This is a genomic window from Vibrio sp. FF266 (assembly GCF_041439695.1).
In the GTDB taxonomy this organism is placed as follows: domain Bacteria; phylum Pseudomonadota; class Gammaproteobacteria; order Enterobacterales; family Vibrionaceae; genus Vibrio; species Vibrio tasmaniensis_A.
The window spans coordinates 71,736-84,868 of the sequence record NZ_JBGOOO010000015.1 but is presented as its reverse complement, the minus strand read 5'-3'; the positions used below and the strand labels follow the sequence as shown (position 1 = coordinate 84,868).

At 43.4% G+C, this 13,133-nt stretch carries 9 protein-coding genes and 1 pseudogene; 7 read left to right on the top strand and 3 right to left on the bottom strand.

Features of this window, described 5'->3' with window-relative positions; translation table 11 throughout:
- Positions 1–147: 147 nt before the first annotated feature.
- Positions 148–876, top strand: coding sequence for an HAD-IA family hydrolase (locus ACED59_RS13210; protein ID WP_029222776.1), 729 nt, complete (start codon positions 148–150; stop codon positions 874–876).
- A 474-nt stretch (positions 877–1,350) separates the two neighbouring features.
- Here ACED59_RS13210 and ACED59_RS13205 read toward each other — a convergent pair whose 3' ends face one another.
- Both ACED59_RS13205 and ACED59_RS13200 read right to left on the bottom strand, forming a co-directional pair.
- Positions 1,351–2,775: a methyl-accepting chemotaxis protein gene (locus tag ACED59_RS13205; RefSeq protein ID WP_017097953.1), complete on the bottom strand. Its 1,425-nt coding sequence runs from the start codon at positions 2,773–2,775 to the stop codon at positions 1,351–1,353.
- Positions 2,776–2,923: 148 nt separating this feature from the next.
- The gene (locus tag ACED59_RS13200) at positions 2,924–4,147 is read right to left on the bottom strand and encodes an aromatic amino acid transport family protein (protein ID WP_017097952.1); all 1,224 of its coding nucleotides are present in this window, start codon (positions 4,145–4,147) and stop codon (positions 2,924–2,926) included.
- Between the two features lie 447 nt (positions 4,148–4,594).
- Between ACED59_RS13200 and ACED59_RS13195 the strand changes: the two genes are divergently transcribed.
- The 3 genes from ACED59_RS13195 to ACED59_RS13185 all read left to right on the top strand — a co-directional run bounded on the left by ACED59_RS13195 (position 4,595) and on the right by ACED59_RS13185 (position 6,858).
- Positions 4,595–4,723: a hypothetical protein gene (locus ACED59_RS13195; protein ID WP_017059831.1), complete on the top strand. Its 129-nt coding sequence runs from the start codon at positions 4,595–4,597 to the stop codon at positions 4,721–4,723.
- A gap of 194 nt (positions 4,724–4,917) precedes the next feature.
- Entirely contained in the window at positions 4,918–5,529 is a 612-nt protein-coding gene (locus ACED59_RS13190) for an ACP phosphodiesterase (protein WP_017097951.1), read from the top strand.
- Positions 5,530–5,586: 57 nt separating this feature from the next.
- Positions 5,587–6,858 carry a DEAD/DEAH box helicase gene (locus tag ACED59_RS13185; RefSeq protein WP_012600681.1) on the top strand — a complete coding sequence of 424 codons (1,272 nt, stop codon included), beginning with the start codon at positions 5,587–5,589 and terminating at the stop codon, positions 6,856–6,858.
- A 182-nt stretch (positions 6,859–7,040) separates the two neighbouring features.
- On the opposite strand, the gene ACED59_RS13180 is transcribed toward ACED59_RS13185, so the two are convergent.
- On the bottom strand, positions 7,041–7,772 hold the full coding sequence (locus ACED59_RS13180) for a TetR/AcrR family transcriptional regulator (RefSeq protein ID WP_017097950.1): 732 nt from the start codon (positions 7,770–7,772) through the stop codon (positions 7,041–7,043).
- Between the two features lie 149 nt (positions 7,773–7,921).
- Between ACED59_RS13180 and ACED59_RS13175 the strand changes: the two are divergent.
- From ACED59_RS13175 to ACED59_RS13165, 3 genes and pseudogenes are all read left to right on the top strand, one after another.
- Positions 7,922–9,010: pseudogene (locus ACED59_RS13175) on the top strand (efflux RND transporter periplasmic adaptor subunit).
- On the top strand, positions 9,010–10,065 hold the full coding sequence (locus ACED59_RS13170) for an efflux RND transporter periplasmic adaptor subunit (RefSeq protein WP_017097948.1): 1,056 nt from the start codon (positions 9,010–9,012) through the stop codon (positions 10,063–10,065). Before ACED59_RS13175 ends, ACED59_RS13170 begins: the two are co-directional and overlap by 1 nt.
- A complete protein-coding gene (locus tag ACED59_RS13165; RefSeq protein ID WP_017097947.1) occupies positions 10,062–13,121 on the top strand; it encodes an efflux RND transporter permease subunit in 3,060 nt (1,019 codons plus the stop codon). Before ACED59_RS13170 ends, ACED59_RS13165 begins: the two co-directional genes overlap by 4 nt.
- The last annotated feature ends 12 nt before the right edge of the window (positions 13,122–13,133 follow it).

Below are 13,133 nucleotides of genomic sequence, written 5' to 3'. Positions count from 1 at the left end.
CTGTTGCTTATGGTTAAGCATAAAGTGATCCACTGCATATTTCGCGTAGAGAAATAAGGGGCAATAGGTAAAGTGTTACCTTAATCATCACGCGTATTGAAAGAACACTATAGGATAAAACTTGAATTCAATGCGAGTGAGAGAGCTATGCGGTTAGAACAAACTAAATGTGTAATTTTCGATTGTGATGGAACACTCATCGATAGCGAGAAGCTGTGTTGCCAAGCCTTAGTGAATGTGTTTTCTGGCTTTGGGGCTAAGTTAAGCGTTAATGACTGCTATGTGCACTTTCAAGGTGGGAAGCTAGCTGACATCTTAATGGATACGCAAGCACGTTTAGGGCTATCTATCTCCATCGATACACTCGAGCCGCTTTATCGCACTGAATTAGAAGCCTTGTTCCAACGCCATTTAAAGCCGATGGATGGTGCTATTGAGCTTATTGAATTCCTCAAGCAACAAGACATTGAGTTTTGTATCGCTTCCAATGCGCCTAAATATCGAGTTGAATCCTCATTGGCAATGACAGGAATGCTCGACGACTTCAAAGGCAAAGTATTTTCAGCTTTTGATGCCAATAGCTGGAAACCGGAGCCCGACCTGATCATGTATACCGCAATGAATATGGGCTTTTTACCAAACGAATGTATTTATGTTGATGACACGGTGAAAGGCATTGAAGCAGGGGTTCGTGCGGGTATTCAATCTTTTAGATTGCGACCAACGTTTGAAGGTTCATTGAGTGATAATACCGAAGCCGACATAGCAGAGCTAGCGGCTCAGGATATTTACAGTTTGGAAGAAATATCGATTTGGATTAATGGCAAGCGCTGCTCAAGTGGTGGTATACCGCACTCTGGAGCTTTGGTGGGGTAAAGCCTAATTGAAGGCTGACTACTTTGCTTAATTGTGTTGTGTGGAAACCACATGCAGCACAAGTGAACTTCTCTCCACTTTCTGAAAGTAGATATTCGTCATGTTGGCATAAAGGGCATGTGATGTCGTCGGTGTATGGTGCATCTGTTTTATTCATTATGTGTCACCTGCAGCAAGAGGGTAAGCGAAAAAAGACCCGTTTAATTAGATTACCCCTAAGCTCGAATATTAGACAGTTTTGACACTTGATAATCTCGCCTTTGCGACTTGCTTCATGGTAATGATAATCTCATCGTTAAAGACCATGTGTTTCCTGTTGTTATTAAGGGAAGCTGTTATTAACGGAAGTTGTTATTAGTGAAAGTTGCTATTAACGGACGCTGCTATAAACGGGCGTCGATAAAAAAGGACTCATGATGAGTCCTTTTTAGTTTCGCTGAATTTAACTTGGTCAGCCTAAATGATCACTCAAATCTAAGTGCGGTATCTTGCCAAAGTTTGAGACAGAGAAACCGATGCTTCAGTCAGCTTAGATACGCCCTTTGAAGAGTTTTGAGCGACATCTTTGATTACGTCTGATTGGCCTCGTATATCGTTAAGCTCAGCAGCGATGGTATTCGCTACGTTGCTTTGTTCATCAGCTGACGTTGCTATTTGCAGACTCATGTCCATTAGCGCTTGTGCGGAATCTGCAATCGAGTTTACGTCATCACCGATATGTGAAATGAGTTGGCTACTGGTTTGCGCTTGATCAACCGTTTGCACCGTGATCTTAGCAATATTTTGACTCTCTTGCTGTAAGCGTTCAATCATCGTTTGGATCTCAACTGTAGCGGATTGAGTTCTGCTAGCAAGCGTTCTCACTTCATCAGCAACAACGGCGAAACCACGACCTTGTTCACCCGCACGAGCTGCTTCAATCGCGGCATTTAGCGCAAGTAAGTTGGTTTGCTCTGAAATTGCGTTGATCGTGGTGATGACTTCGTTGATTTGGCTTGTATTTACATTCAAGCTCGTAACAGAAGACGAGGTTTGCTCAATCAAAGAAGAAAGGGTGGTTATCTCTGAGATTGCTTGCTGAACCATAGCATGGCTATCATTGATTTGTTGAGCATCTTGCTCTGCTTGCTCTGTAGAGCGCGCAGAGATATTAGATACTTCATTCGCTGATGCCGTCATTTGGTCCATTGCAGTTGCAACAGAGTCTAGAGATGAATTCTGGCTCATAATCTGTGTTTCACTGCGCTTCATCTCTTTTTCGAAAGAAGCTGACGTTTCACTCAGTGTCGCTGCGTTTTGGTTTACGTTATTGACTAGTTCACTTAGCGTATCCATTGAACGGTCAAGGGCGCAACCAATCGTACCAAACTCATCTCGGCCTGGATGGAAGCCAAGGCGAGATGTTAAATCACCATCACCAATCTTTTGAGTGGTTGAGTAAAGAACCCAAAGTGCGCCTCCTAGGAAGGTTGCAACCCAGTAACAGAAAAGACCAAAAGGCAAACACCATAAAAGACTGAGTAATAATGTGTACAGAGCTTGCTGCTTTTGGTTCTGTGTATCAGTAGTTGAAACGGTAAGAGAGTAGTAGTTGCCATCTTGTGCCAGTGCCGTAGCAGTCACCGAACCCGTGTTTGAAATAGTGGTTTCTTGAAGGCGTGTTTGTTGGCTAACAGAACGAACCGAAGCTGGGGAATCTGACGCTGATAAAATGCCTTGCAATTGAAACTCAACCTGCTGTTTTGCACTTGCGTCAATTTGTTCTACCTTGTTGACATAGTTGAAGCCAGCGAGGCTTGCTACAGCGGCGAAAAAGATCAAGAAAATGACCCAAAACTTGTCGTTAATCGACATTTTAATAAACAGTTTGTCTATCGTTCTAAATTGTACTTCTTTCATAAAAACTCCACGGTAAATCCTTTACCGTGGACTCTAAATAACCGACCTCAATAAAAATGTGATTCCGATCGATTAATTATGAAAATTCATGATAGCAACATATCGTTCATGAGACATCAATCAAGTATTTTTACTCTCGATGGGTTTATTAGCCTAATGATGGTAATAACCCTACTGAAATAAGGATTTGAATTGCAATGATAAACACGCCAACGCTACCCGCTAAAAACAGCGCTTTGCTTCCACCTAACACTTGGTAAGTTGATTCTGTAGCGTGAGGTTTTACTAATAAATCTGTGTAACGAACTTTGTATACCATCACTGTCGGCAGCAGAATTGCGAGCACTGAAAGTGCAATGGCAGCGTAACCCAAAGCCATGATAAAACCTTGTGGGTAGAACAAGGCAAAACCTAATGGTGGTAAAAAAGTGATAGCGGCCGTTTTAACGCGTTTGGCATTGCCTAGTTTCTTGCTTAGAGAATCACCCATGAATTCAAATAAGCCCAAGCTTACGCCAATAAAAGAAGTAAGAAGTGCAAGGTCCGCGAACACACCGACGATCACGCTCAGGTTGGATTGATGAACAGTTTGCGATAGTGAGACTAGAAGCGCACCCAAGCTAGTATCAGACAATAATTGCTCTTGGCTAACCACACCCAACGTAACACTCTGCCAGAAAACATAGATGACCAAAGGCAGTGCAGAGCCAATAATCATGACCTTACGTAAAGAGCGAACGTCACCATCCAGGTATCGAACAATTGAAGGGATGCTGCCGTGGAAACCAAAAGAGGTAAACACAACCGGTATCGCAGCAACAATCAGGCCTTGCTGAAAAGGCATGCTCATTAGGTATTGAGAGCTGATGTTTGGTGCTAGGAAGCTGAGTACCAGTACCATCGCAATCAGTTTAAGTCCGAATAAAACGCGGTTAACTTTATCAACACTGTGTGTACCAATCGTAACAACTCCCGCAACTAACAGTGTAAATAGGAGTGTAGTGACTTGGCCATTGAGTTCAATGCCTGCAATATCCGAGATACGTTGGTTAAACTGCGCTCCGCCACCTGCAATGTATGCGGCACACAAAGCGTAGAAAAGAAACATCACGGCGAAGCTTGCGATCCACTTTCCTTTCGTTCCCAAAATCGTGTGAGCTAACGTGTGTAGAGTTGCGTCCGATTCAGCGAATTGATGAAGCTCTACCATTAATAATGCGGTGAAGGCCATTAGAGCCCATAAGCCAAGCATTAGAAATAGTGAGGTTGAAAAGCCAATTCCTGCAGATGCGAGTGGAAGAGCGAGCATGCCGGCACCAATGGTTGTGCCTGCAATGATCAAAGTACTACCAAAAACCTTTGATTTATTCATTGTATATAATTCTTTACGTTAGGGTGGGTTTTCGTTGTATTTCTTCTGGTCTAAGAGAATAAACCCAAAGAATATCTCGATTTTCAAGTATCTTGATTGAGTTTAATTCCAAATGCAATGTTTAATGTAATTAAAAATATCCACTGTATATAAATATGTACAGCGATTGGTGCGTAAGGAATTAAAAATGCTTAAGCAAACGTTTGAGTGTGATTTGCTTCAAAATTTATAGGGTAATTTGTTGTAATTGGTGTAAGGTGGCAGTACATATGTCGTTCGCGTATGCCCCTTTAGCGTAAACAAGCGCTAATGATCGCGAGTAGCTTCAAGCTATAAATATGGAATGGGTAGAGTAGAGTGCGTTCATCAAAGTGACATAATATAAGTCCAAGATGGTGCACTAGTTAATCGGACAACATGTCCACACCAAGGAATAGAGGGGGCACTATGAGTGACCAATCTTATAATGACGAAAGTCTAGAGTTGTTAGATGCTATGGAAATTGGTATCGATTTATCTGACTATGAACAGACGGTTAAACAATTAGCAGAAGAGCTTTTCAAGTCTTCGAACTAAGTTTTTAAAATCTTTAATTAGGTTTTACTGAGCTAAAGGTTTCTGTAGTTCAACGTTCTCAAATTAAACAATTCTTAAACTGAGCAAATCTCATTAGCTCACACGTCATAACAAAATTATCCTCATTAAAGTTCGCGAAGATAAACGAGTACGTTTACCATGTTACTTAGTTCTCGATACTTTAATGAGGTTCAATGAACTTTCTCGCACACCTCCACATCGCCAAGCATTGTAAAAGTAACTTAGCGGGTAATCTGTTAGGTGACTTCGTTAAAGGCGACCCTAGTAAATACTATTCAAACTCACTTTCAGACGGAATAAGACTTCATCGATTCGTTGATAGCTATACTGATCTTCATGATGTGTCTCGTTCTGCAAAATCGCTTTTCTCACACCAAACACGACGCTTTGCACCTATCGCACTCGATGTATTTTGGGATCACTGCTTAGCCAATCATTGGGCTCAGTTCTCAACGCAATCACTTGAGCGCTTTTGCGTAGACAGCCATCAACAGATCTTTGAACACCAAGAGCCTCATTGGCCTGAGCACTTCATTACTGTTCACCAGAAAATGGCAGAACAACGTTGGTTGCTAAGTTATCAAGACATGTCTTCCATTGAGGTGGTATTGCAACGCATGGCTTTGAGACGGCCAAAGCTTGGGATGCTTAAATCTTGCTATCACGACCTAGAGTATCACTACAACACGTTGCAGTGTCACTTTTATGAGCTTTATCCTAGTGTTTTAGAAGAAGCGAAGCAGTTTAATTCGCTTCAAATGAAGAAAAATCAAAAGGAAAGGTAAACAGCGTAATGCAGGTTTGCTACAATCCGCGCCTATTTAATCTTTGAGCATCATACTATGTCTGAATCTACAAAATCTTTTAACCAACTAGGATTATCTGAGCATCTTCTTGCTACGCTATCAGAGCTTAACTTTACGGCTCCTACCAGTGTTCAAGAGCAAGCGATTCCATTGGTATTAGAAGGCAAAGATGTATTGGCTGGTGCTCAAACGGGTACAGGTAAAACGGCCGCATTTGGTTTACCAATTATCCAAAGATTAATCGAGACAAAAGACAACGTTATTCCAAACCCGAAGCTAGTTCGTGCGCTTGTGTTGGTACCAACACGTGAACTAGCGCAACAGGTTTTCGATAACGTAACCAGCTACGCAAAGGGCACCGACATCAAAGTCGTGGTGGCTTACGGCGGCGTTAGTATGAAGGTTCAAACTGAAAACCTACGCGGGGGAGCTGATATTCTTGTCGCGACTCCGGGCCGTCTTATCGACCATATGTTCACTAAGAACATCATGTTGAGCCACACTGAAGTGTTGGTACTGGATGAAGCAGACCGCATGCTAGACATGGGTTTCATGCCTGATATCAAACGCATTCTTTCTCGTATGAATGAGGTGCGACAGACTCTGTTCTTCTCTGCAACGTTTGATAACAAAATTAAAGCTCTGGCACATCGAATGATGCAGTCGCCAAGCGAAATTCAAGTGACGCCAAAAAACAGTACCGCTGACACCGTTACCCAGATGGTTTATCCCGTTGATAAATCGCGCAAGAGTGAATTATTGGCTTATTTGATTGGCTCAAAGAACTGGCAACAAGTGTTGGTGTTTACTAAGACTAAGCAGGGTACCGATGCTCTAGTTAAAGAGCTTAAGCTAGATGGCATTAAAGCGGCATCAATCAATGGTGATAAGAGCCAAGGTGCGCGCCAAAAAGCATTAGACGATTTCAAGTCAGGCAAAGTACGTGCGTTAATTGCAACCGACGTGGCAGCTCGAGGTATTGATATCCAGCAGCTAGAACAAGTTGTGAATTACGATATGCCATTTAAAGCGGAAGACTACGTTCACCGTATTGGTCGTACTGGCCGTGCTGGCAACAGTGGTTTAGCGATCTCTTTGATGAGCCAGGATGAAGCTTACCTACTGGGTGATATTGAACGATTGCTGGATACGCGCTTGCCTCAAGAGTGGTTAGAGGGCTTTGAACCAAGCCTAGAAAAAGATCTAGCCCCCGATCGAGGTGGTCGCAGTAAAAGTCGTTCATCAGAAAAACGTAAGATGAAAGCGAAGCTTAAGATTCACCAAAACCGCGGTAAAGCACGTCGCTAAACCTGCTACTGGTTGAATCGTTTAAAACATAAGCAGACTCACTCAGACATAAAAATGCCCCGCTACTGTTATCAGTAGCGGGGCATTTTCGTTTTCGTTTTCATTTTAAGCACTAAGCACTAAGCACTAAGCACTAAGCACTAAGCATGAAACTTGAAGCCGCGATTTTAGTGTTTGTTTTGCTAATGTTCACATTTCCACACACAAGGGACTTCATAAATAAGCTCTTCAATCGAACTTGTATTCAATACCCATTCATCACTGATATTGAACGTACTGATCATTTGCTTGTTGAACAATTGCCAATGATTTAACAATGCTTCTTCAGGGGTCGATTGCATGGCGCCTTCATTCCATGTGCTTTCCATGAAAGGAGTAAGACATACCGCTCCGTGCGCATACATGATCATTTGCCATTTAATTTCGTAAATGTTGATCAAATTATCTGGATTCGCATCATTATATTCATCTGCCAACATATTGATTTGTTTTTCGATATCACCAACATTGTCGATAAAGTAATCGACCAAGTTGTCTTTTTGGCGAACAGAGTCGGTGATAAGTTGCATCGGTTTGCGTGAGTGAATCATGTTGCTAAAGAGGCGCATACTGAATAAATAGATAGTAATGTTTGGCGCGACGCCTTTTGGTAATTCTTCTACGATTTTAGCAATGTATGACTGAAAATAATCATGTAAACAATCACTTATAGCATGCCAGATTTTCTCTTTGCTACCAAAATGGTGGCGAATAAGGCTATGAGATACGCCTGCTTTCTCACTGATGTTACGAAGAGAAACACTGTCATAACCATGCTCACAGAACATATCCGCAGCTACACCCATGATCAAAAATCTCGTCTCTTCAGCGTCTTTCGCGCTTCTTCTGCCTTGTTTCTTTTCAGTCATCTTCATTTCTACATTTACCTGATTACCACATTCTACACTGTTTTCCTTGAAATAAAAAATACTGCACAGGTGGAAAGTAAAGCTTGAGAATTCTTTAATAATAAATATACTGCCCACCTGTGTAATAAATCATAATAATTAAATGGAGAAGCATCATGCAATCCAATTTGTCTATCAAAGCGATACCGACCAAGCGTACGGGCGCGGTTATTGCCGCACTATTGCTCGCAGGCTCTCTAACTGGATGTAACAAAGTTCAGTCAGAGGGAAATGAGCAGGTAATCAAGCCTGTAAAGTTATTTGAGATTCCTCTGCAGGCAGATATCGAGCTTGATAGTTTTATCGCAAAAGTGGATGCAACCGACCGTGCTGCGCTTTCATTTCAAGTGGGTGGCGATATCGAAGCTTTCGATGTTCGTATGGGACAAGAAGTTAAGAAAGGTCAGGTGCTAGCCGTATTAGACGCGACGGATTACCGTATTGCCGTTGATGCAGCTCAAGCTAAATTTGACTTGGCGAACAGCCAATACAAGCAAGCTTCTGAGCTGTATTCGAAAAAGTTAGCCAGTACCGATTACTACGATCAAGCCGTCAACACCTTTACTGCCGCTGACGTTGAGTTGGAACAAGCAAAAACAAACCTTGGTTACACCACATTAGTTGCTCCATTCGATGGCGTGGTATCGATGGTGTTTGGTAAGCAATATCAGTTAATTGCTGAAAAGCAGCCAGTTCTTAATATTTTGAATCACAGTGAAATGGATGTGACGTTCTCTATTCCGGTATCTAAGCTTGAAGACCGTTCTATTCAAGACCTAACGAGCTAAAACATGTGGGTTGTAATGGATAGCCACCGCGGTATTCGTATCCCAACGCGTTTTAAAGAGATCTCTACACAACCAGATGAAGACACCAACAGCTACCAAGCGGTTGTATCTATCGACAAGCCGGTAGGCATCAATCTACTTTCTGGAATGACAGCGCAAGTTGAAGTTCAGAAGAGTAAGTCAGACTACGGTATTGGCATTGTTGATTCAGCTTGGCTAACCAAACAAGCTGACCATGGCGAGCTATGGCGCTATAACCCAGACTCTCGATCGATTTCTAAAGTACAAGTCCTGCTTGATGAGCAAGGTAAAGTTATAGAAGGTCTTTCTTCTGGTGATCTTATCGTTGAAGCCGGTGTGGATGTGTTATCTGACGGACAGCAGGTAAAAGCTTGGCTTCGTGAGGGGGGTATTTAATGAACCTTTTAAAATTATCAGTTGTTGTCGCGTCGGTTTTGTTACTTCAAGCCTGTAACAATGAAGCTGTACACCGTGAACAACCGCCTTTATTGGTTTCTACCTTTGACGTTGGCGCGCCGCTGACTGATCAGTTCAGAAGTTTTAATGGACAGGTGATGCCTGCAGAACTTACACCGTTGGCATTTAAGCTTGCAGGCGAAATTCAACAAGTATTGGTGGAAGCCGGTGACAAAGTCGAAAAAGGGCAGTTATTAGCCACCTTAGATAACGCAACGTACCTTCAAGATCTAACTGATGCTAAATCTCAATTCAAACTGGCGAGCAAACAGTTGGCCCGTGGTACGGAGATGTTTGGCAGCAAGATGTTATCGCAATCAGAACACGACCAACTGACGGCTAACTACAAACTAGCATCGGCGAATTTGGCGGCAGCAAAACGCAAGTTAAGTTACACAGAGCTTTTAGCGCCATTCTCAGGAACAGTTTCAACCGTCGATAAGCAACGATTCGAAAACACGACTCCTGGAGAAACACTCCTGAGTGTGTACCAGAACGATAAGGTGTATGTGCGAATTCAAGTGTCAGATTCTATTTTGGCGTCGATCAGCCCAGACATGCGTTCGAGCAGTTACCGCCCACAAGCAACTTTTGGAGGTCACTCGGGGGAATATCCTCTGACGTATCTAGAGCACACTAGCGAATTGCACCCACAATCACGTACCTACGAGTTTTGGATGCAGATGCAGCAGCCTGAAAGTGAAATTCTGCCGGGCACGAGCGTTACGGTCAATGTGGATATGGCGAAAGCGGGTCTGAGTGATGTTCAAGGTTACCAGTTACCAATGACAACGCTAGAAGCGGGCTCTGAAGCTAATCAGTTCTATGTGTGGAAAATGGAAGACGGACAAGCATTCAAAAGCGAAGTAGAAGTCGACAAAATCAGTGGCCAAGGCGCATTAATCGCTCATGGTGTTGAGCAAGGTGATCGACTCGTAAACTCGAATCTAAGAAAACTCCGTGACGGAATCGAATTGTCAGGAAAAGCAGAATGAACATCGCAGAATATTCAATTAAAAACAAAGTAATCAGCTGGCTGTTTCTAGTCATTTTGGCCATTGGCGGTGTGTCGTCTTTTGGCAACCTATCCCGTTTAGAAGACCCAGCTTTTACCATTAAAGATGCAATGATTATTTCAACTTACCCTGGCGCTACGTCTATGGAAGTTGAAGAAGAGTTAACGTATCCACTTGAAAAAGAGATACGACAACTGCCTTATATCGACAAGATCACTTCAACGTCGTCGAATGGTATGTCTCAAATTATGGTCAGCATGAAGATGGACTACGGTCCAGACGAGTTGCCCCAAATTTGGGATGAAATGCGTCGTAAAATCAACGATCTACAGCCAACACTGCCCATTGGTGTTAATTCAGTTCAGATTATTGATGATTTTGGTGACGTATTTGGTGTGATGATCATGCTGACCGGTGATGGTTACGATTATGTCGAGCTAAAACAGTACGCAGATTACCTAACGCGTGAAATCGAATTGGTTGACGGTGTTGGCAAAGTGAGTATTGCGGGTGACCAACAAGAGCAATTGTTTGTTGAGATGTCACTTGAGCGTTTAGCCGCGCTGAATCTAGATATGTCGATGGTTACTTCACTGCTATCACAACAAAACAGTGTGGTTTCGGCTGGAGAGGTGATGCTGAATGGTCAAAGCCTAACGATCAAGCCTAACGGCACTTTGAGCACGGTTGAAGAGTTAGAAAACCTGATCATTCATGGTCGTGATACGGGCAACCTCATTCGCTTGAAAGATGTCGCTGACGTGACTCGCGGTATCCAAGAAAAGCCAGGTAACGTATTAACTTACAATGGCAAACCAGCGATCAACCTAGGTATTGCGTTCTCTTCAGGCGTAAACGTCGTCGAAATTGGTAACGCGTTAGATGCCGAACTGGATCGTTTAGAAAGCATTAAGCCTGCCGGTGTAGAGCTGAACTACTTCTACAACCAAGCGCAAGAAGTAGACAAATCAGTGGCTGACTTTTTAATCAGCCTAGTAGAAGCCGTTGCTATTGTTATCATCGTACTGCTTTTTGCAATGGGTTTACGCAGTGGTTTGATCATCGGTCTAGTGCTTCTATTGACGGTATTTGGAACCTTCATCCTGATGGATTACAACGATGTCGAACTGCACCGTATCTCACTGGGTGCACTTATCATCGCTCTCGGTATGCTGGTGGATAATGCGATTGTTGTCGTTGAAGGTATTTTGGTTGGCTTGAAGAAAGGCAAAACCAAGCTTCAAGCAGCGAAAGACATCGTGACACAAACACAATGGCCACTATTGGGTGCGACCATTATTGCTATCACGGCCTTTGCACCAATCGGTTTGTCGAAAGACGCGACAGGTGAATTCATGGGCTCACTGTTCTGGGTTTTGTGTTTTTCATTGTTCTTGAGCTGGGTTACAGCGCTAACGCTGACTCCGTTCCTTGCAGAAATGATGCTGAAAGAAGAAGACAAGGTCGATGAGAACGAAGACCCATACAAAGGTATTCTGTTCGTTGTATTCGGCGCGTGTCTGAAAGTAGCACTTCGATTTAGGTGGCTTACCGTAGTAAGTATGGTCGCGCTATTAGCAGTTTCTGTGGTTGGTTTTGGTATGGTGAAGCAGCAGTTCTTCCCGCCATCAAATACGCCCATGTTTTACGTCGATATGTGGATGCCGGAAGGTACCGATGTACGTGAAACGATTAAGCAGACAGAAAAAGTTGAAAGCTACATTCGCCAGCAAGATGACGTTGAGTTTGTAACTACAACAGTTGGCCAAGGCATGCAACGTTTTGCGCTGACATACCAACCCGAGAAAAATTACGAAGCGTACAGTCAACTGCAGGTACGAACGACTGACCGAGACACCATGTTTAAAGTCCTAGAAGGGCTAGACAAGGACTTGGCCAATAAATTTGAACAACCTACGTTCCAATTTAAATTGATTGAGTTTGGCCCGTCGCCAGCGTCAAAAATCGAAGCTCGCATTAGCGGTGCAGACCCGCAGATCCTTCGCAGCATAGCTGTTGAGGTAGAAGATATCTTGTTGGCGGATCCTGGTTCTCGAAATGTGCGTCACGACTGGCGTGAACGCACCAAAGAGCTCGTGCCACTGTTTAACGAATCAAAGGCACGTCGCCTTGGCATTTCAAAGACGGATCTGTCTGAGACACTACAGATGGCGTTTGGTGGCTACAACATCGGTTTACTGCGCGATGGTACGCACATGTTACCTATCGTGGCACGCCTGCCTGAAGAAGAGCGTTTTGACTTTGAATCACTGAACAATGTGAAGATCTGGAGCCCATCACTGCAAACCTACATTCCTGTAGAACAAGTGATCGATGGGGTTGAGCTTCAATGGTCTGAGCCACTGATTCAACGTCGTGACAGAAAGCGTACGTTAACGGTTCTGGCTGATCACGATGTATTGGGTGATGAAACACCAGCTAGCTTGTTTGCTCGCGTAAAACCACAAGTAGAAGCATTGGCTCTACCAGAAGGTTACAGCATCAGTTGGGGCGGTGAGTACGAGAGTTCAAAAGATGCACAAGAATCTCTATTTGGTTCACTGCCAATGGGTTATTTGTTGATGTTTATCATCACTATGCTTCTGTTCAACTCGGTTCGTAAGCCACTTGTAATTTGGTTTACGGTGCCACTCTCTATCATTGGTGTTTCGATTGGTCTGTTAGGTACCAATATGCCATTCAGTTTCACGGCTTTCCTAGGCTTACTGAGCTTAAGTGGCATGATTTTGAAGAACGGTATCGTACTGCTTGACCAGATCAACAGTGAGCTACAAACAGGCAAAGACCCATATTTAGCGGTTGTCGACAGCGCGATCAGTCGTGTACGACCGGTATCTATGGCAGCACTAACGACTATCTTGGGCATGATTCCCTTGGTATTCGATGCATTTTTCGGCTCGATGGCGATTACCATCATGGCAGGCTTAGGCTTTGCTACAGTACTAACGCTAATAGTAGTACCAGTGATGTTCGCCATTCTATATAGAATCAAACCGTCCACTGCGGGTTATTAGGGATTGATATAA